Source organism: Neisseria iguanae, assembly GCF_003013245.1.
In the GTDB taxonomy this organism is placed as follows: domain Bacteria; phylum Pseudomonadota; class Gammaproteobacteria; order Burkholderiales; family Neisseriaceae; genus Neisseria; species Neisseria iguanae.
In genome coordinates this window covers 12,530-33,000 of record NZ_PXYY01000003.1, presented here as the reverse complement: position 1 = coordinate 33,000, position 20,471 = coordinate 12,530, and the positions used below count along the sequence as shown (strand labels likewise).

Genomic DNA, 20,471 nt, shown 5'->3' with positions numbered 1-20,471 from the left:
GTTTTTTGATTTTGCCCGGCTTATTTTTTCAGACGGCCGTGCAGCTCCTGTACACTGTACACACCTAAGTGGTCGCGGCTTTTCGCGCCTTCGCTCATGGCTTCACCGCCGGCGATGGTGGTGTATTGCGGCACGCGTTGAGTCAATGAGGTGCGGCGAATGCTGTGGCTGTCGGCAACTGATTGCGCGTCGCCGGCCACAGTGTTGATCACCAAGGCAATTTCATCGTTTTTGATGGCATCGACGATGTGCGGACGGCCTTCCAAAACTTTATTTACTACGCCTACTTCGATGCCTTGCGCATTCAAGTAGGCTGCGGTGCCGCTGGTGGCGATGATTTCGTAGCCCAAGGCAAGGAAGTTTTTCGCGGTTTGCACCACCAGCGGCTTGTCTTCGTCGCGCACGGCCAAGAAGACTTTGCCGCTGTCCGGCAGGCGTTCGCCCGCGCCCAGTTGGGCTTTGTAGTAGGCTTCACCGAAGTTCGCACCCACACCCATCACTTCGCCGGTCGAGCGCATTTCGGGACCGAGAATGGTATCGACACCGGGGAATTTGATAAATGGGAACACGGCTTCTTTAACGGCGTAGAAATCAGGAATCACTTCTTTTTTAATGCCTTGTTCTTGCAGCGAAATGCCTGCCATCGCACGCGCGCCGACTTTAGCGAGTGGTACGGAAGTGGCTTTCGATACAAACGGTACGGTACGTGAAGCGCGTGGGTTCACTTCCAATACAAACACCATGCCGTCTTGTACGGCAAATTGTACGTTCATCAGGCCGATCACGTTGAGCGCGTAGGCCATCGCTTTGGTTTGGCGGCGGATTTCGTCTTGGATTTCCGCATTCAGCGAGTATGGCGGCAATGAGCAACCGGAGTCGCCCGAGTGGATACCGGCTTGTTCGACGTGTTGCATGATACCGCCGATCACTACATCTTTGCCGTCTGAAACGCAGTCGACATCGACTTCGATCGCATTGTTTAAGAAGAAATCAAGCAATACCGGGCTGTCTTCCGATGCTTGCACCGCTTCGCGCATATAGGTTTTCAGCTGCTCTTGGCTGTGAACCACCTGCATGGCGCGGCCGCCTAAAACGTACGACGGACGCACTACTAGGGGATAGCCGATTTCTTCGGCCAATACCAAGGCTTCTTCTTCGTTGCGGGCGGTGCGGTTTGGCGGTTGGCGCAGGCCTAAATCGTTCAACACTTTTTGGAAGCGTTCGCGGTCTTCGGCAGCGTCAATGCTGTCGGCTGATGTGCCGATGATGTTCACGCCATTTTCCACCAAGGCGTTGGCCAGTTTCAGCGGTGTTTGGCCGCCGTAATGCACAATTACGCCCCAAGGGTTTTCTTTTTTCACGATTTCCAACACGTCTTCCAAAGTCAGCGGCTCGAAATACAGGCGGTCGCTGGTGTCGAAGTCGGTGGACACGGTTTCCGGATTGCAGTTGACCATGATGGTTTCAAAGCCGGATTCGCGCAGCGCCAGCGCGGCGTGTACACAGCAGTAGTCAAACTCGATACCTTGGCCGATACGGTTGGGGCCGCCGCCGAGAATCATCACTTTTTTCTTGTTGCTCGGGCGCGCTTCACATTCCTCTTCGTAAGTCGAATAGAGATAGGCGGTATCGGTGGCAAATTCAGCCGCGCAGGTATCGACGCGCTTGTAAACCGGGTGCAGATTCAGGTCGTAGCGGTGTCCGCGTATTGCTTTTTCGCTTACGTTCAGCAGTTGCGACAAGCGTTTGTCGGAAAAGCCTTTGCGTTTCAGACGGCGTAAGGCGGTGTAATCCAAGTCTTGCAATGTGCCGTCTGAAACTTTTTGCTCTTCGGCAACCAAGTCTTCGATTTGCGCCAAGAACCAAGGATCAATGGCGCAGATGTCGAAAATCTCCTCTTTGCTGAAACCGGCACGGAAAGCGTCGGCCACAAACAGCATACGCTCAGGGCCAGGGTTGGCCAGCTCGCGGCGGATTACTGATTTGTCAGACGAGCGCGGATTAAAGCCGCACAAGCCGGTTTCCAAACCGCGCAAGGCTTTTTGGAACGATTCCTGAATGGTGCGGCCGATCGCCATCACTTCGCCTACCGATTTCATTTGCGTGGTTAAGCGGTCGTCGGCTGCCGGGAATTTTTCAAAGGCAAAGCGCGGGATTTTGGTAATCACATAGTCGATTGAAGGCTCAAACGACGCAGGCGTGCGGCCGCCGGTAATGTCGTTTTGCAATTCGTCTAAAGTAAAGCCTACTGCCAGTTTGGCAGCCACTTTGGCAATCGGGAAACCGGTGGCTTTGGAAGCCAGCGCGGAAGAACGGCTCACGCGCGGGTTCATCTCAATCACAATCATCTCGCCGTTGGCCGGATTGATGGCAAACTGCACGTTCGAGCCGCCGGTATCCACGCCGATTTCGCGCAATACCGCCAACGAAGCATTACGCATGATTTGGTATTCTTTGTCGGTCAGTGTTTGAGCCGGTGCAACGGTAATCGAATCGCCGGTATGCACGCCCATCGGGTCGAAGTTTTCAATCGAGCAGATGATGATGCAGTTGTCGTTTTTATCGCGAACCACTTCCATCTCGTACTCTTTCCAGCCGAGTACAGATTGCTCGATCAGCAATTCATGGGTAGGCGACGCATCGAAACCGCGTTCGCAAATCGTCAAAAACTCATCCCGGTTGTAGGCAATACCGCCGCCCGAACCACCCATGGTAAACGACGGACGGATCAGCGTCGGGAAACCGACCTGCTCTTGCGCTGCCAACGCTTCGTTCATGGTGTGGCAGACAAAAGATTTCGGGCAATGCAGACCGATTTTCGCCATCGCTTCTTTAAAGCGGCCGCGGTCTTCAGCTTTGTCGATGACATCTTCGGTCGCGCCGATCAGCTCGACATTGTATTTCGCCAACACACCGTTGCGCGCCAAATCCAGCGCACAGTTCAACGCCGTTTGTCCACCCATGGTCGGCAACACCGCATCAGGGCGCTCTTTGGCAATGATTTTCTCCACCGTCTGCCACATAATCGGCTCGATGTAGGTGGCATCGGCCATATCCGGGTCGGTCATGATGGTGGCAGGGTTGGAGTTGACCAGAATGACTTTATAGCCTTCCTCACGCAACGCTTTACACGCCTGCGCGCCGGAATAGTCAAATTCGCAAGCTTGGCCGATAATGATGGGGCCTGCGCCGATGATGAGGATGGATTTTAGGTCGGTACGTTTGGGCATGTTTATTTACTCTTTTGGATAAGTTCTTCGAAACAAATTTTTGGTTACATTATTTGAATTGTTTGCGTTCATTAGTATCTTTTAATTTAATTCTTGTTCTGTTGGCGGACACAGGTTGTACCAATCGTATTTATAAACTCTTTCACGCAAACTGTTTAAATCTTGAGAAACGGGAATCTCTCCGCCGGATAAGCCGGTTGTTCCATTCGCGACTAAAGTTATTAATGGAAGAAGGTCGTTTTCATTAAATCCGACGGTTTCGTTGGGTTTGGCAATCCAACCTACCTCGGTTTGCCGAATTTGCCGTCGCTTTCACCTCCTGTCCAATTTTCGGGCAATATTTCTTTTTCGACATAAAGGTGAAATGACGAATACGGCCAATCTTTTTCCCGCACTACATAACCGTGTTTTACCGGATTGATGTGGATGTAATTGATATGGGCGTTTAAATCCTGTTGGTTGCGGATTTCATGTTCCCAATACTGCCGCTGCCAGATTCCGCGCTCGTTTTTGCGTTGGCGCGATACAGATATGTGGTTTCGGTTTTCGGGATTACTTGCGCAAACCAGGCCTTAATCATCCTTAACCGCATGGGGTAATTACTGTCGTTTTCGGGCAGTTCTATCAAAATATGCAAATGGTCGGGCAATACGCAAACAGCAATAATTTCAAAAGGGTGTCGGTGTTTTACCGCAGTAAATGCCTGCCGCAAGCTGTCAATATATCTGACCAGCAAATCTTGTGTTCTGTCCTGCAGGGTCAGGGTAAAGAAATAGCTGCTGTCTGGTGTGAAGGCGCGGCGGTATTTCATTGCATATTCTTTTTATTTGGGTTTTGTTGGATTTGGCAACCCAACCTACGGGTTGCTGCCATCTTTCAATGCCGTCTGAAACTTTGCGGTAGGTTGGGTCGGAAACCCGGCATTCACATTCAATCCGACGGTTTCGTTCGGTTTGTACCACAACCTGCCTGTTTCAGCCGGCATTCAATTCTTCAGTTTCAAATCCCCGTCTTTTATCCACCCCATTTTCTGCAGCGGCCACGCAATCAATAAGGTCAATGTGGCGGGTAATACGAAGTGCAGCAAACCGATGGCGAACCAGACAGTTGGGGCGTTGCCCATAGCGTTGATGGTGGCGACTTGGCCGACCAGGCCGCTGGTACCCATACCGGCGCCGCTGGGAATATTGGCCATCTGAAAGCCGATTGTCGCTAAGGGTGCAAGCAGCGCACCGGCCAGGGTCGGCGGTATCCAGATGCGTGGGTTTTTCACGATATTGGGCATTTGCAGCATGCTGGTCCCCAAACCCTGACTGAGCAGGCCGCCGATGCGGTTTTCTTTGTAGCTCATCACGGCGAAGCCGACCATTTGGGCGCAGCAGCCGACGGTGGCTGCGCCTGCCGCCAAGCCGCCGAGTGAGAGTGAGATGGCGACGGCGGCGCTGGAAACCGGCAGGGTCAGCATCATGCCCATTACCACGGCGACGACAATGCTCATGGCAAACGGCTGCAATTCGACCGCCCACATAATCAACGCGCCGATTTCGTTCATGGCGGCGGCGATGACAGGGCCGAAAAATTGGGCGGCGGCCATACCGCTGATTAGTGTGGCGGCTGGCGTGGCGATGATGTCGATCGGTGTGGTTTTGCTGACCAATTTACCGGTTTCAGTGCCAATCGCCACGGCGATAAAGCAGCCGACTGGCCCGCCGAGTGCCGCACCGGCCGAGCCGGTGATGATGCCGGCGAATAAAACCAGCGGCGGTGCTTTCAAGGCATAGGCCACGCCGGCACCAATAGCTGCACCCATACCGGCTTGTGCTTGGCTGCCGATTCCGATCAGCCAAGGCAGGTCTGTCCAGCTGCCGATGGTTTTTAAAATCAGGCCGATAATCAGCGAGCCGAACAGACCGAGCGCCATAAAGTTCAGCGCGTCAATGCCGTAGCGGCGCAGGCTGAATTCGATGTCTTTTTGTGCGAGCAGGGTTTTGATGTTCATTTTTCCTCTTGATGAATATGCCGTCTGAAAGGATTGGGGTGTTTCGGACGGCCTTAGGGTACACGCGTGAGGCAGGTGGTTAAGCCTAATTGTTATCTGATCGAAGCCGAATCCGTAATGGATAGAAAACAGTTATCAGTAGTTAATATTTTGTTTTATTTTGGATTATTATTTTCATACGGCCTTTTTATCCCGTTGCAGATTGTCTGAAAATCCCATTATGCTTTAGCGGTTTTCAGGCTGCCGATAAACTTATCAAACAGATAAGCCACATCGTGCGGCCCTGGGCCAGCTTCCGGGTGACCTTGGAAGCTGAACGCCGCTTGGTCGGTCAACTCAATGCCTTGCAGCGAGCCGTCAAATAATGAGCGGTGGGTTACGTTCACATTTTCAGGCAAAGTATCCGCATCCACTTCAAAGCCGTGGTTTTGGCTGGTAATCATCACGCGGCCGCTTTGCAAGTTTTGTACAGGGTGGTTGGCACCATGATGACCGAACGGCATTTTGCGGGTTTTGCCGCCCACCGCCAAGCCCAATAATTGGTGACCCAAGCAAATGCCGAATATCGGTTTCTTAGTTGCCAAAATTTCCTGAATCGCGTTGATGGCGTAAGCGCAAGGCTCGGGGTCGCCGGGGCCGTTGGATAAGAATACGCCGTCCGGATTCATCGCCAACACATCTGCCGCAGGCGTTTGCGCAGGAACCACAGTCAGGCGGCAGCCGCGTTCGGCCAGCATGCGCAGGATATTGGTTTTCACGCCGAAATCGTATGCGACGACATGGTAAGGCTGTTTCTCAGGCGTGGAGAAACCTTGACCCGGTTTCCATTCGCCTTCCGTCCATTCATAAATTTCCGCGCAGGTTACTTCCCGGGCCAAATCCTTGCCGACCATGCTGCCGAAGGCCGCAATCAATTCTTGCGCTTTTTCTACGGTCGCGTCCGCACCGGTCAAAATCGCACCGGCCTGCGCACCTTTGTCGCGCAAAATTCGGGTCAGGCGGCGGGTGTCGATGTCGGCAATGGCCACAGTTTGATTGCGCACCAGATATTCCTGCAGGCTTTCGGCTGCTCGGAAATTGCTGTGCAGCGGCGGCAAATCGCGAATAATCAAACCGGCAGCATACACATTGCGGCTTTCCGCGTCTTCAGGGTTGGTGCCGGTGTTGCCTATGTGCGGATAAGTCAGCGTGACGATTTGTTTGCAGTATGACGGGTCGGTCAGGATTTCCTGATGGCCGGTCATCGAAGTGTTGAAGACCACTTCGCCGGAAGCCGTGCCGTGATAACCGGCCGATGTGCCGTGAAACATGCTGCCGTCGGCGAGAACCAGAAGTGCTGGGGTTGTCATAATGAATTCCTGTCTTGCTGAATTGAAATGTTTGATAGAGGCTGTCTGAGCAAACGAGGAAAAAGAAAGGGCGTTTTCAGACAGCCTTCAAGAATATGGTCGAAAAAAAGCACGTCACCCCAATATCGGAAATATTGTGTTACGTGCTTTTTCAGGCATTTCGGTCTATGCCGTAGAAGCACTGCATTTTAAGCGAAAACGCCGTTTGGTTCAAGTCGGAAAACGGGCGAGTGGCGGAAAAAGGATAAATGGCTGTTTCATTTTTGTCATCAATTTGCCGTGTGTGCGGCTAAATTGGTATAAATGCTACCTGTTATGCAATAGAAATGATAAAATCAGATTTCGTCAACAATAACAAACGGTTTGTATTTCTATGAAATCGAAATCTGAAAAACATATTGCCGGGAACCGCGCCGCGCGGAAAAACAACGTCCGCCCGATTATCTTGAGCGTGGTTTCGGCATTGTCGCTGGTGGCTTCCGTTCATGCAAGTGCGGCGGCGCAAAAATTTGCCTCTGTGCCGTTTTATTTGCAAAATCAATCGGTAACAGGTGAGGTTAAGGTCAAGCCGAATGTGATGCTGTTTATCGATGATTCGGGCAGTATGAAGTGGGTGCCGGGAGAAAGTAGGGTTCCTTATCTTATTGGTCAAAAATCCCGCATGGAAATTACCAAAGAGGCGCTTAAGGAAGTAGTTGGGCAATATAAAGATTTGATTAATTGGGGCTTTCAAACGCTAAATAATGCCGGCGGGGGCAATGCATCAGCCTACACCAGTGACCATGCTGATATTTTAAAGAGAATTAATGGCATGCGTCCTGCAGGAAATACGCCGACCACCCGGCGTTATTATGAACTGTCGAGTATTGTCCGTAACCAACCATCTTATCGCTGCCAAAAAAACTATATCGTCTTAATGTCGGATGGTGATGCGAACAACAGCTGGTTCTATCCTAGAGGGACGCATAGGATTTTCCCAGCAGATGGCAGCGATACTTTCCGGGATGGATATTTTGGGGTGCGTCGCGGAGGAAGGAAGGTTGATGGTATTAATGGTATTACCGATAGTGTTTTTGACCGCGAGGATGGCTTGGGCTGGTTCAGCCAAACTTTGGCCACAAAAGACTTTAAAACGGGAGGAACTGATAAAACAGGTAAAAGCTGGGATGGCGATCCTGCCGACCCGAAAGATGCTAAAGGAGTCAGCATCTATAAAGATCAAACAGCCGAAACCTTCACAGTCGGCTTTGGCAGCGGCATTAGCGCGGAAGGTAAAAAATACTTGGAACGCGGCGCCTCTCCAAAAGGCGGCTACTTTGCCGCGGATGATGCCGACAGCCTGGTGGCCGCCTTCAAAAGCATCTTCAACAATATCAACGCCTCCAGCACCAGCGTCCCTATCATTTCTCACGGCACGGTTGCGCCGGCTGCAACCAGCAGCAACGGCGTGCCTGATATGGCGGCTGCGGTTGAGTTAGATAGTGGTTCGTGGAGCAGCCGTCTCAAATTCTTCAAACTGAATCCGGACGGTACGGTCAATAATAATGTGGTGACGGAGCCTTCATTCACCAATCGAAAAACCATGATTAATAATGGTAAAACAGTGGCATGGGTGCAGAACCTGGCTGATCGTCAAATGTCCAATGCAGACTTTGGCATCAGTGGCGGAACACCTGCTGATCAATTGGAATGGAAAAATGTTTTGCTGCCTTGGACGGCGCGCCAAAGCACAGATACGCTATTGAATCAAACAGCTAAAAACCGTCGATACAGCCAGGCTTACCGCATCCGTGAAGACGGCAAACGTGATTTGGGCGATATTCTTGGCAGCTCATTGAATACGATTGGCAATAATGTCAAAGGCCGTCAGGAATTTATGGTGACGGCTGCAAATGACGGTATGGTGCATATGTTTCAGCGCGCAAGTGGTGCGCATCCCTACGATTTGAAGCTCAGCTATATCCCTGCGGCAATGGAGCGTGAAGATGATGCCGGTAATGCTTCCACTATGGGCAAATTCTTAAAAGATGTGGCACATGAGCAATATGGTTCGGTCGTGCCACACCGTTATCTGGTTAACGGCGGCATGACTTTGCGCCGTACGCCAAATGGCGCGAAATCAAAAGGCCAGCAAATGTTCATGTTTGGCGCCATGGGGCAAGGCGGCCGTGGTGCGTATGCATTAAACATTGGCGGCGTAAACCGTCATAATGGTTCTCCTCTGGCCTTGAATGCCGGTGAATCGAAATGGCTGTCGGATGTTCCGTTGTTTGAAACCGAAAAAGGCAAGAATAACAAGCTTGGCTATACCATCGGTACGCCGCAAATCGGTCGTATTTCTGTGAAACGCAACGGCGATAGAGTCAGCATAACCGAGAATGTACGCTATGCCGGTTTCTTATCCAGCGGTTATCGTAATATGACTGATAAAGACGGCAAAGATTTAAGTGAAACCGCACTTTATGTTTATGAAATGCTCGGTCAGGAAGCCGGTAGCGGTGAAGTAAAAGGCGATAGTAAAGGGACATTGATTAAGAAAATCGAAGTGTCAAACGGTGTTGGCGGTTTATCATCGCCTACCTTGGTTGATACCGATTTTGACGGCATTGTCGATGTGGCTTATGCAGGCGACTATGGCGGCAATATGTACCGTTTCGATTTGCGTGGCGAAACACCGTCTGCTTGGAAGGCGACCCGTATCTTTGAAGGCCAATCCAGCCAGCCGGTTACTTCCGCACCTGCGGTTTCTCGCCGTAGTAATGGCAGCTATGTGGTGATTTTCGGCACCGGTAGCGATATTTACGAAAGCGATTTGGAAAATAAAAATCAGCAGGCAGTATATGGTATTTTCGACAAGTTGCCGGATACGCCCGATGCTAATCCGGTGAGTGAAAAAGTTGCTAAGCAGGCTGATTTACGGCAACAAACCATGAGCGTTAGCGCTAAAGGCCAGGTGTTTCTAACCAATAATCCTGTTGGTAAAGAACAAAAAGGCTGGTTTTTCAATTTAGAAAACAATGGCGAGCGCGTGGTAGTGAAGCCGACCATGATTCTTCAGACGGCCATATTGTCTACGCGCAGCTATAATAAGGTTACGAATAAGACGAAATCGAATGGTGACGTTTGTATTCCGGACAAAACCGAAACCAAAACCAGCAGCGCCAGCAAGATTTTTGGTGTAAGTGCTGAAAACGGTGGTGCGCTCAATCAGCGTAGTGCGCGTTTGAAATTGCCTATTAACGATGCCGGATTATACGTCAATGGTATCAGCATTCAAGGCATCACCAGCTTTACCTATGTTGATCATACTAAGCTGAATGATTCGCCGGTTACGCGTGACGGCGACAGCGGTGGAACCGGTACGGACCAACCGTTAAAACCAGCCAATAGCGAAATTCCAAACAACAAATGTTTCAGCCGTAAAGCTGTTCGTAAACTGTTGCTGTCTAATTCGACGGATAGCCAGTTGGCGGATATTGATATTGAAGGCCGAATCTGCGGTATCCGTCGTTTGTCTTGGCGTGAAATCTTCTTCTAATTGAAGCCGTAAGATTAAAGGCCGTCTGAAAGGTTTGAACCTTTCAGACGGCCTTTTGTTATGATGAAAAGTTTATTGAAAGAAGCCTTTGTAAAACCTTGGATTTGAGTGTAGTTTGAGTTAGTGCAGCACAGAAAGCGAAGACATATCATAAAGATAAGCAAGCTTTTGAGCAAGGCATAATGAAGAAATGTGCCAAAGATGGGGATTTTGCAAAGGTCTCAACTTTTAATCATGTAATCGTGCGGCATGTAAGGTGTTTTCCAGAAGGGTGGCAATCGTCATCGGGCCTACGCCACCGGGCACGGGGGTAATCATGGCAGCACGTTCTTTGGCGGCATCAAATTCCACATCGCCGCACAAGCTGCCGTCTTCCAAACGGTTGATGCCGACGTCGATGACCACGGCACCCGGTTTCACCCATTCGCCTTTGACAAAATTCGGAATCCCGACACCGACTACCAAGATATCGGCTTGGGCGACTTCTTCCGCTAAGTTTTCAGTGGCGCTGTGGCAGATTGTTACGGTGGCGCGGGAAAGCAGTAATTCCAATGCCTGAGGGCGGCCGACAATATTTGATGCGCCGACGATGACGGCTTTTTTGCCCTTGGGGTCAATGCCGTAGGCTTCGAGGAGGGTCATCACGCCTTTGGGTGTGCAAGGCCGCATGAGCGGCATTTTCACAACCAAGCGGCCGACGTTGTAAGGGTGAAAGCCGTCCACGTCTTTGTGCGGTAAAATGCGTTCCAAAACGGCTTGGCTGTCGATGTGTTTCGGCAAAGGCAGTTGCACCAAAATACCGTCCACTTCGGGATTGGCGTTTAATTCGTCCACCAGCTCCAGCAATTCGTCTTGTGTGGTTTCGGCAGGCAGTTCGTAAGATAAAGAAGCAATGCCTGATTTTTGACAGGCGGTTTTTTTGTTTCGGACATAAACGGCGCTGGCCGGGTCTCCGCCAACCAAAACCACCGCCAGACAAGGTGTATGCAAGCCGGCTGCCGTACGTTTTTCGACTGCTTGGGCGACTGCCGCCAAGCGTTGTTGTGAAATTTTTTTACCGTTGATTAATTGAGCAGTCATGTTTATTCTCTTGTTGCAAGGGGAAGGATGCGGAAATGGGAAAAATCAGGTAATTATCTCATTTTTAAGCTGCTTTTTGCAGTATTTGTCTGTTATTTGTCTGTTGCTTTACGCAGATTTATTTTCAGGCAGCCTGATGGGGTAATAAGGATAAATAGCTGAATATGAATTAAATTCTAAATAAAAATAATCAGATAAATCATATTTTAACAAAATGTTAAATATAAAGGTTGACGTTTTTTTCGAAAATAAGTATAGTTTTACTCTTCAAGTCGGGGCGTAGCGCAGCCTGGTTAGCGCATCTGCTTTGGGAGCAGAGGGTCGTGAGTTCGAATCCCACCGCCCCGACCACACCAGTTTTAGCACGTAACGGCATGAGCGCCCGTAGCTCAACCGGATAGAGCACCGACCTTCTAAGTCGGGGGTTACAGGTTCGATTCCTGTCGGGCGTGCCAAAGGTTTACGGTGGCTATAGCTCAGTTGGTAGAGCCCCGGATTGTGATTCCGGTTGTCGTGGGTTCGAGCCCCATTAGCCACCCCACCTATATCGGGGCGTAGCGCAGCCTGGTTAGCGCATCTGCTTTGGGAGCAGAGGGTCGTGAGTTCGAATCCCACCGCCCCGACCAAAATAAAAAGCCTGCTTCTTCAAAAGCAGGTTTTTTTATTTTGTCACATTAAATTCACACATTTACACGCTAAGGCCGTCTGAAATCTGTTCAGACGGCCTTTTGCTTTGCCTTTTGACTGCGCTTCGGTATTATAGCCGTTAATATATAAGTTTAATGAATGATGGAATGTATTATGTCCGAGTGGCCTTTGCCTGATTTTGAACAAAAAATCTGCCCGCCTGGCCGGCTTGCCGAACGCTTGGCCGCTTTGCCGCGCCCGCTGGTATTTACCAACGGTTGTTTCGATATTTTGCATCGCGGTCATGTAACTTATTTGGCGCAGGCGCGGGCGACTGGGGCAGCGATGATTCTGGCTTTGAATACCGATGATTCGGTCCGCAGCCAAGGGAAGGGTGATGACCGTCCGATTAATCCTTTGGAAAACCGCGCTGCGGTAGCGGCGGCTTTGGTGAGCGTGGATTTGGTAACGTGGTTCGATGAGGACACGCCGGCGGCTTTAATTGAATTGGTGCGGCCGGATGTTTTGGTTAAAGGCGGCGATTGGCCGGCAGATAAGATTGTCGGTTCGCAAGAAACGTTGATGCGCGGCGGCCGGGTGTATTCGATTCCATTTCTGTACCAAACTTCGACCACGCAAACGCTGGCAAAAATCCGCGCAACAGTGGCGGCGGAAAAATGAGCGGCATGAAGCCCCCGCATTGGCAGGTTTTGGCGGCACTTTCAGACGGCCTGCCGCAGCATGTTTCGCAACTGAGCCGTTTGGCCGGTGTGAAGCCGCAGCAACTCAACGGGTTTTGGCACCAAATGCCGCCGCATATCCGTGGCTTGTTGCGCCAGCACGACGGTCAATGGCGTTTGGTGCGGCGTTTGGCGGTATTTGAGGCCGAAGCCTTGCAGTGTTTGGCGAAGGAACACGGTTTTCAGACGGCCTTAAAACACGAATGTGTTTCCAGCAACGATGAGATTTTGGCGTTGGCGCGCGAATCGGCTCAAAAAGCGCACAAAGCCTTGTGTGTGGCGCATGTTCAAAGCAAAGGGCGCGGGCGGCAGGGACGCAGTTGGCAGCACCGTTTGGGTGAATGTTTGATGTTCAGCTTCGGTTGGGCATTTGATAAACCGCAGCACGAATTAAGCGCGCTGGCTTTGGTGGCGGCACTGGCCTGCAACCGTGCCTTGGCAAAACTGGGTTTGAACACGCAGATTAAGTGGCCGAACGATTTGGTGGTCGGGCGCGACAAACTCGGCGGCATTCTCATAGAAACCGTGCGTAATGGCGGTAAAACTGTGGCAGTGGTCGGTATCGGTGTGAATTTTGTGCTACCTAAAGAAGTGGAAAACGCCGCTTCGGTGCAGGCTTTGTTTCAGACAACCTCACAACGCGGTGCCACGGCCAACCAATTAATGAGTATTTTGTTGGCTGAATTAAACGGCGCGTTTGAAGCCTTTACGCACAGCGGTTTTGGTGTGATGTCGGGTGAATATCAGACGGCCAACCGCGATCACAACCGCGCGGTGATATTGCTGCAAGACGGTGTGGTAATTCATGAAGGTACGGTATCGGGCGTGAACGAACAAGGTGCGTTACGTTTGGCAACAGCGGCGGGCGGGAAAACCATTGTCAGCGGCGAAATCAGTTTGCGCCCGAACGACCATCCCGCGCCGCAAACCATCGTGCGCAACGAACGTTATTTGTTGCTTGATGGCGGTAACAGCCAATTGAAATGGGCGTGGGTGGAAAACGGTGCATTCGGCGAAGTCAGCCGTGCGCCTTACCGCGATTTGAGCCGCTTAGGCGAAGCGTGGCGCGAACGTTCGGACGGCCTGCTGAAAATCGTCGGTTGCGCCGTGTGCGGAGAAGCCAAAAAAGCCTTGGTGGCCGAACAATTGCAGCAGCCGGTCAAATGGCTGCCGTCAATGGCGCAAGGTTTGGGTGTACGCAATCATTACCGCTATCCGGCCGAACACGGTTCCGACCGTTGGTTCAATGCCTTGGGCAGCCGTCGTTTCAGCCAAAATGCCTGCGTGGTAGTAAGTTGCGGTACGGCAGTTACCATTGATGCGCTGACTGACGATAATCATTATCTCGGCGGCACCATCATGCCCGGCTTCCATCTGATGAAAGAAGCCATGGCCTTGAAAACCGCCAATCTCAACCGCCCCGTCGGCAAGGTATATCCTTTTCCGACGACTACGTCTAACGCTTTAGCCAGCGGCATGATGGACGCGGTGTGCGGTGCGCTGGTGATGATGCATGGACGTCTGAAACAAAAAATCGGTGTGGAAAAAGCAGTTGACATCATCATCACCGGCGGTGGTGCGGCTAAAGTGGTGCAGGCCTTGCCGGAAGCATTTGTTTTGGACAACACAGTCAAAATTGTCGATAATCTCGTCATTTACGGCTTACTCAACTGGATAGAACAAAAATGAAATGGTTATTCGCTGTGTTGGTTGCGCTTAATATCATCGTATTCGGGGGAATGGTAGCGCACCGCATGACAGAAAAGCAGCCTGAAGCAGCCAATGCGCTGCTTGAAGGCGGAACGCACGAATTGGCTCGGCCGGCTTCTTTGGAGCCGAAGCCTGCCATGCCGTCTGAAAATGCCGGGCCGGATTGGATTGTGGTACCGGAAAACAATGCCGATATTCCGGAGCCGGAATCGGAAGAGGCCATCGCCGCACGCAAGCAGAAAGAGCGTGAGGAAAAACTGGCGAAAGAGAAAAAGGCGCGTGAGGAAAAAGCCAGGCGTGAAAAAGAAGCGCAGCAAAATGGTGTGGAAGCGCGCCAAGTCCATGTTGAACAGGCCGATGCCCGGACGCGTCAATGTGTATCCGCCGCCACGGTTTCCATGGATGAAGACGATTACCACCGCATCAAAGGTTTGCTGACCCGTTGGCCGCATGCTGCCAGTCGCAGCGTAGAAAAACGCTCGGCGCAAAAAGGTGAAAATGCAGTGAACAAAACATTCCGCGTGTTGCTGCCGTCTGGCGGTGATGCCATGGCGCAGCTGGAAGCCTTAAATAACAAAGGTTTTACCGGCGTGGTATACAACGGTGAAATCAGTATGGGCGTGACACGCAGCCGTTCTGCCGCCCAAATCCTAATTTCACGTCTGTCCGGTGCCGGTTTCGGCGGTGCGCGCATTTTGGAACAGGAAGAAAAAGGCAGCACGCCCGACGGTACCTTGAGCGTATCGCGCATGACCGTCACCTTTATGGCGGTTGGTGAACATGAAGCGCAGGATATCCGCAACGTGGTGGGGCGTTACGGTCATTTGAATGTCCGATCCTGCCGTTGATAAAAGTATGACTGATTAAATGAATCATAACGGCATGGGGTAGGTCGGATTCTTGAATCCGATACTTGCTTAAAAAGCAGGGAAACCGTTTCAATTCAAGGTAGATCTGCCCTTGCGGGCAAATGTCGGATATGGGGTATCCGACTTGGCCTATGCGTTCGTTTTTAAGTGAATCAGCTATATGGCTAATGTCGTCTGAAAAGGGTTTGGCACGTTCAGACGTCCTTTTGTATGAAACCAGACCAACAAAAACACCTGACCCGCTGCAGTCACAACGGGTCAGGTGTTTTTCGGTTTTGAGTATCTGATAAAGGGAACAGTCAATATGTCGTATACGCACACTCCGATAAAGATGCCGGGCAAAATCAATCATTTGCCGACGAACCAAAGTTAAGGAAAAATAAAAGGGTTCATTCTGTTGTTTAATGGCTCGGTGCAGGACGCTGCCGAGTAAGGCTCATTATACGCTAATAATAACTATTATCAATAATAAAGTGGGCTTGTCAGGAAAATATTTAATAACTAATTGAATTTAATATAAATAAAATTTTAAATGTCAGATATTCAAATGCAAAAAACCGAATAACCGTAAACAATCAACGTAACCTAATCCTTTACAAATGCCGTATAATGCCATACCAATCTTTCCCCTGTTATCTTAAAAAGGCCGTCTGAAAACAATGCAGCAAACCTATTCTCATGTACAACGTGATTTGCTTGAAGCTAATCAACTCTCACCGGAATTGTTGGTCAAAAGCCTGAGCCTGATTGGCGCGTACCATGTCGATTATGCTGATATTTACTGCCAGCGCACGGCCTATGAAAGCTGGCATTTGGAAGAAGGCATGGTGAAGTCGGGCAGTTTTCAAATTGACCAAGGCGTCGGCGTGCGTGCCGTATCGGGTGACAAGACCGCCTTTGCCTATGCTGACAGCCTCAACATCGATTCGATTAACCGATCCGGCCAAGCCGTGCGCATGATTGGTGCGGCGGGGCGCGAACAGAGTATTCAAGTGCCGGGTGTAGTGTACGGCAAACCTGTGCATGCTGTTACCGACCCGATTGCCAGCTTGGATTCCGCAGCCAAAGTTGCCCTGCTTAATAAAATAGAAGCTTTGGCTAAAGCCGCCGACCCGCGCATTGTGCAAGTGATGGCCGGTTTGACCTGCGAACACGACATGATTTACATCGCCCGTTTGGACGGCAAACATGCCGCCGACATCCGTCCGATGGTACGCCTCAATATCAGCGTGATCGCCAAGCAGGGTGACCGCCGCGAGCAGGGCAGTTCGGGCGGTGGCGGCCGTTATGATTTGGGCTATTTCGATGAACAACGGGTGCGGAAATTTGTCGATTCTGCCGTCAGACAAGCCCTAACCAATCTCGAATCGCGTCCTGCGCCTGCCGGCGAAATGACCGTGGTATTGGGTAACGGCTGGCCGGGCGTATTGCTGCACGAAGCTGTCGGACACGGTTTGGAAGGCGATTTCAACCGCAAAGAAACCAGCGTGTTCAGCGGCCGCATCGGCGACCAAGTAGCCGCCAAAGGCGTGACTGTGGTGGACCAAGGCGACATCGCCGGCCGCCGCGGGTCGCTCAATATTGATGACGAAGGCAATGAAACCCGCAGCACCGTGTTGATTGAAGACGGTATTTTGGTCGGCTACATGCAAGACGAAACCAACGCGCGCCTGATGGGTGTGCCGGTCACAGGCAACGGCCGCCGTGAAAGCTACGCCGCCGCCCCTATGCCGCGTATGACCAATACCTTTATGGAAAACGGCGCATATGATCCTGAAGAAATCATCGCATCGGTCGATAAAGGGATTTACGCCGTCAATTTCGGCGGCGGTCAAGTCGACATCACCAGCGGCAAATTTGTATTTTCCGCATCGGAAGCGTGGTGGATTGAAAACGGCAAACTGCAATATCCGGTCAAAGGTGCTACCATCATCGGCAGCGGTTCGGAAGTATTGAAACATGTCTCCATGGCCGGTGATGACACCGCACTCGACAGTGGCGTGGGCGTGTGCGGCAAAGACGGCCAAAGCGTGCCTGTCGGCGTGGGGCAGCCAACCTTACGCATTGATGCAGGTTTGACCGTCGGCGGTAGCGAGATTTGAGGGTGAGGCCGTCTGAAGCGAATTGATTGAGATTTGATCGCGTGGCATTCCATGCCGGTTTGGGCGCAGCACTTTCGCCGGTATCGAATTTGAACATAAATCTGCAAACAGAAGAAGGGAAAGACTGCCTACGTCTGATTGCAGTCGAAGTGTGCAGCTATCGTTACCGGCGGTAAGCAGCGAAATCCTTTGGCTGAAACGGATGGTTTTTCTGTTACGATAAATGCGCGTTTGAAAATATTTGAATTCGAATAAGGGGAAAACCATAAACCCGAATATCCCGACCAGCAATCAAAATACCGCCAACCAAGAGCGCAACATTTGACCTATCCTTTGCTGCCGAAGTGGAAGCATTGGAGCGTGAACCGGTGATTGGGGATTCGGTTCACAACGTGGTGCGTTATGCTGATGGGCTGTTGTCAGACGCCAGAATCGAAGCGCGTACATTGGATGAAAAAAGACTGTACCGGATTCCAGTCCGATCGGCGGATTGGAAACCGAGATTGACGAATAAATCAAAGAATTTACAAAGGCTGTCTGAAACCAACGTTTCAGACAGCCTTTTTTTGGACTTCATGTTAAAATGCCGTCTGAATGAATAACTGTTGAAGAAATAATAAATGAACCAACAAATCCAACACGCATTACAACAGCTTAACCGGCTGATTTTAGGGAAAGAACAGGTTTTACAGCAATTACTCGCAGGCATTCTGGCAGGCGGGCATATTTTATTGGAAGATGTGCCGGGTGTGGGCAAAACCACGTTGTCGCAAGGCGTGGCGACAGTTTTGGGTTTGCGTTACCAGCGTGTGCAGTTTACCAACGACATGCTGCCGTCGGATTTGTTGGGTGTGAATATTTTCCGGCCAAACGAAGGTAAATTCGAGTTTCACCCCGGGCCGGTGTTTCATGAATTTTTGCTGGCTGACGAAATCAACCGTGCATCGCCGAAGCTGCAATCTGCCTTATTGGAGGCAATGGAGGAGCGGCAAGTATCGGTGGATGGCAAAACCTACGCATTGCCCAAGCCGTTTATCGTGATGGCAACGCAAAACCCGACCGAGCAGCTCGGTACGTTCCCTTTGCCTGAATCACAACTTGACCGCTTTATGATGCGCCTGAGCATCGGCTATCCGACAGTGGAAGCGGAAAAACAGCTTTATTTTCAAGGAAGCAGCCGTCATCTGATGACGCAGTTGCAGGCTGTATGCGATGCGAAGGCCTTGCACCAATGGCAGCAGCAGGCGGCGCAAGTGCGGTTTTCTCAGGCGGCTGCGGATTATGTGTTCCGCTTGGTACAGGCCACGCGCCAATCGGGGCGGTTTGTGATGGGCTTGAGCCCGCGTGCCGGTTTGGCGGTAGCGGACGCGGCTAAGGCGTGGGCGTTTATCCAGGGAAGAAACCATGTGTTGCCCGATGACATCAAGGCAGTGTGGGTGGCGATAGCGAACCACCGCGTCAAATCAGTGCAGCAGGGATTGGCTTCTTCCCAAATCTTAAGCGATTTGCTCAATCATGTGGCCGTCTGAAAGACATATGCCGCCGGTGTTGCCCGATGAAGCGGCAGCTTGGCGTAAGCTGCGTATCCGACCTACGCGCTTGGGTCTGGGTTTGGCTGTGATGGTGGCGCTGCTGTGGCTGGTGGGCTTGAATTATCAGGCGAACTTGGCTTATGTAGCGGCGTTTTGGCTGCTCGGCTTCATCATCATCGGCACCATGCAGAATGTGAACCAGTTGCTCGGTTTGCGGCTGGTGTGGCTGATGCCCGCTGAAATTTTTGTTGGTGTGCCGACTGTCTTGACCTTGCAGACAGAAGGCAAACTGCGCCGCCGTTGGCTGTGGGTGAAAGCAGACAATCAGGATAGTTGGCAGGAATGGCGTGTTTCAGACAGCCGTTCTTCCGTCGAATTGCCGTTGGAAGCGCATTTGCGCGGCTATGTTCGTTTGCCTGAGTGGCGGATTGCCAGCACTGCGCCTTTTGGAATTTGCACGGTAGAAGCCGTGTGGCAGGGGCAGAGCGACAAAGTGGCGTTTCCTGCCCCGGTGGCGCATGACGCGCCATACGCTTTTCATGCCGATGAAATCTGCGAAGCCTGTGCCGTGTTTGCCCGAAGCAGCGATGATTTGTCGCATTTGCAGCTGCATACCGACGGCACATCTTGGCAGCACATTGCATGGAAAGCTTACGCCAAAACCGGTCAAATGCTGGACAAACGCTTTGAAGCACAGGATCAGGGCAGCAGCCACATTATTTCTTACCGCGATTATCCGCAAGGAGCGGGGGTGGATGCATTGGCCGGCTGGCTGTGTTTCCGCGTGTTGGAAGCCGAACGCAGCGGTGCGCGCTATGAATTGGAATTGCCCAATCAGAATATCGTGCCGCAAAAAGGCCAGCGCGAGATGAGTTTGACTGCTTTGGCACTGTGGTAAGCAAACAAAAGGCCGTCTGAAAAGTGAATTCACTTTTCAGACGGCCTTGAGACCTTTTAAAATCCTTGTCTTTAGTATATTTTTTCGCGCTGCGTTTCTCGGGCGCTTGACTCTGTATCGTTGATTAAATGAATCATGACGACCTGCCACGTGTGTTCATTTTCTAAGTGAATCAGCTATATGCGATATGTTTGCGCGTTATGGATGCTATCGGTTGAACCGCACCCAAATCCGGGGTTTTGCAAAGGTCTCCGCTTTTTAATCAAACATTAAAACACGAATTTATTCAAAACTACCGCCAAACAAAACAGCGCGGAAACTGCCATACCTACTTTTAAAAACAACCAAGTACGCGATACGGTTTCATCGGTGACGGACGCTTCGATTCCGTCTTCTAACACGATTTCAGGATAGCGCACATCATTGCTGCTGACATACCAGCCGCCGTCGTCGCCGATGACTTTTGCCGACGGAAAGGCTTGGGCGATTTTAATCATCCGTTCTAAAAAAGCATTGCTCGGATTTTTTACGCGCAACTCACCGCCGCTGTATTCCATGATGCTTTCCTTAAAATCACAATGGTAGAAAAAATCGAAAATACCGTGGCGGTCGTGGCGGATTTTAAAGCCGAATTGTTCGGTTAAGACTTGGCTGACTTTGTCGAAATTCTGCAAATCTGAACAAGCTGCAGCCACATCGGCCTTATCACTGATAAACACCAGTTGGTTCATGTTTTCATTCCCGTAATGATTTAAAATTATTTATGGCAACATTATAACATAGTTTATGACACCAAT

The 20,471-nt window shown here is 51.0% G+C and carries 16 protein-coding genes and 4 tRNA genes; 12 read left to right on the top strand and 8 right to left on the bottom strand.

Features of this window, described 5'->3' with window-relative positions; translation table 11 throughout:
* Positions 1-20: 20 nt before the first annotated feature.
* The 6 genes from carB to carA all read right to left on the bottom strand — a co-directional run bounded on the left by carB (position 21) and on the right by carA (position 6,578).
* Positions 21-3,230 (bottom strand): carbamoyl-phosphate synthase large subunit, encoded by a 3,210-nt coding sequence (gene carB / locus C7N83_RS00895; protein ID WP_106739933.1) that lies wholly within the window; start codon positions 3,228-3,230, stop codon positions 21-23.
* A 281-nt stretch (positions 3,231-3,511) separates the two neighbouring features.
* Positions 3,512-3,727, bottom strand: coding sequence for a transposase (locus C7N83_RS16865; protein ID WP_425437481.1), 216 nt, complete (start codon positions 3,725-3,727; stop codon positions 3,512-3,514).
* Complete coding sequence (locus C7N83_RS00890; RefSeq protein WP_245911077.1) at positions 3,676-4,041, bottom strand: REP-associated tyrosine transposase; 366 nt, start codon at positions 4,039-4,041, stop codon at positions 3,676-3,678. The genes C7N83_RS16865 and C7N83_RS00890 overlap by 52 nt, the downstream gene beginning before the upstream one ends.
* Positions 4,042-4,086: 45 nt before the next feature.
* A complete protein-coding gene (locus C7N83_RS16490) occupies positions 4,087-4,215 on the bottom strand; it encodes a hypothetical protein (protein ID WP_281256715.1) in 129 nt (42 codons plus the stop codon).
* Positions 4,216-5,229 carry a PTS sugar transporter subunit IIC gene (locus tag C7N83_RS00885; RefSeq protein ID WP_106739931.1) on the bottom strand — a complete coding sequence of 338 codons (1,014 nt, stop codon included), beginning with the start codon at positions 5,227-5,229 and terminating at the stop codon, positions 4,216-4,218.
* 218 nt (positions 5,230-5,447) lie between these two features.
* Positions 5,448-6,578, bottom strand: coding sequence for a glutamine-hydrolyzing carbamoyl-phosphate synthase small subunit (gene carA, locus C7N83_RS00880; RefSeq protein ID WP_106739929.1), 1,131 nt, complete (start codon positions 6,576-6,578; stop codon positions 5,448-5,450).
* Between the two features lie 373 nt (positions 6,579-6,951).
* Between carA and pilC the strand changes: the two genes are divergently transcribed.
* Complete coding sequence (gene pilC / locus C7N83_RS00875; RefSeq protein WP_106739927.1) at positions 6,952-10,116, top strand: PilC family type IV pilus tip adhesin; 3,165 nt, start codon at positions 6,952-6,954, stop codon at positions 10,114-10,116.
* 228 nt (positions 10,117-10,344) lie between these two features.
* Here pilC and folD read toward each other — a convergent pair whose 3' ends face one another.
* A complete protein-coding gene (folD, locus tag C7N83_RS00870) occupies positions 10,345-11,196 on the bottom strand; it encodes a bifunctional methylenetetrahydrofolate dehydrogenase/methenyltetrahydrofolate cyclohydrolase FolD (protein WP_106739925.1) in 852 nt (283 codons plus the stop codon).
* Between the two features lie 273 nt (positions 11,197-11,469).
* Between folD and C7N83_RS00865 the strand changes: the two genes are divergently transcribed.
* From C7N83_RS00865 to C7N83_RS00815, 11 genes are all read left to right on the top strand, one after another.
* Positions 11,470-11,547: transfer RNA gene (locus tag C7N83_RS00865), tRNA-Pro, on the top strand.
* Between the two features lie 27 nt (positions 11,548-11,574).
* Positions 11,575-11,651, top strand: a tRNA-Arg gene (locus tag C7N83_RS00860).
* 10 nt (positions 11,652-11,661) lie between these two features.
* Positions 11,662-11,737 (top strand) — tRNA-His (locus C7N83_RS00855).
* A 7-nt stretch (positions 11,738-11,744) separates the two neighbouring features.
* A tRNA-Pro gene (locus C7N83_RS00850) sits at positions 11,745-11,822 on the top strand.
* Positions 11,823-11,997: 175 nt separating this feature from the next.
* On the top strand, positions 11,998-12,504 hold the full coding sequence (locus C7N83_RS00845; RefSeq protein ID WP_106739968.1) for an adenylyltransferase/cytidyltransferase family protein: 507 nt from the start codon (positions 11,998-12,000) through the stop codon (positions 12,502-12,504).
* The gene (locus tag C7N83_RS00840) at positions 12,501-14,252 is read left to right on the top strand and encodes a bifunctional biotin--[acetyl-CoA-carboxylase] ligase/type III pantothenate kinase (RefSeq protein WP_106739924.1); all 1,752 of its coding nucleotides are present in this window, start codon (positions 12,501-12,503) and stop codon (positions 14,250-14,252) included. Before C7N83_RS00845 ends, C7N83_RS00840 begins: the two co-directional genes overlap by 4 nt.
* Entirely contained in the window at positions 14,249-15,121 is an 873-nt protein-coding gene (locus C7N83_RS00835) for a cell division protein (RefSeq protein WP_106739922.1), read from the top strand. Before C7N83_RS00840 ends, C7N83_RS00835 begins: the two co-directional genes overlap by 4 nt.
* Before the next feature lie 680 nt (positions 15,122-15,801).
* The gene (gene tldD, locus C7N83_RS00830) at positions 15,802-17,244 is read left to right on the top strand and encodes a metalloprotease TldD (protein WP_106739920.1); all 1,443 of its coding nucleotides are present in this window, start codon (positions 15,802-15,804) and stop codon (positions 17,242-17,244) included.
* 26 nt (positions 17,245-17,270) lie between these two features.
* On the top strand, positions 17,271-17,420 hold the full coding sequence (locus C7N83_RS14425) for a hypothetical protein (protein WP_170064750.1): 150 nt from the start codon (positions 17,271-17,273) through the stop codon (positions 17,418-17,420).
* A gap of 444 nt (positions 17,421-17,864) precedes the next feature.
* On the top strand, positions 17,865-18,773 hold the full coding sequence (locus C7N83_RS00820) for an AAA family ATPase (protein WP_106739917.1): 909 nt from the start codon (positions 17,865-17,867) through the stop codon (positions 18,771-18,773).
* A 7-nt stretch (positions 18,774-18,780) separates the two neighbouring features.
* Positions 18,781-19,674, top strand: a complete 894-nt coding sequence (locus C7N83_RS00815; protein ID WP_245911076.1) for a DUF58 domain-containing protein — start codon at positions 18,781-18,783, stop codon at positions 19,672-19,674.
* Positions 19,675-19,943: 269 nt separating this feature from the next.
* Here C7N83_RS00815 and C7N83_RS00810 read toward each other — a convergent pair whose 3' ends face one another.
* The gene (locus C7N83_RS00810; RefSeq protein WP_106739914.1) at positions 19,944-20,405 is read right to left on the bottom strand and encodes a hypothetical protein; all 462 of its coding nucleotides are present in this window, start codon (positions 20,403-20,405) and stop codon (positions 19,944-19,946) included.
* Positions 20,406-20,471: the final 66 nt, after the last annotated feature.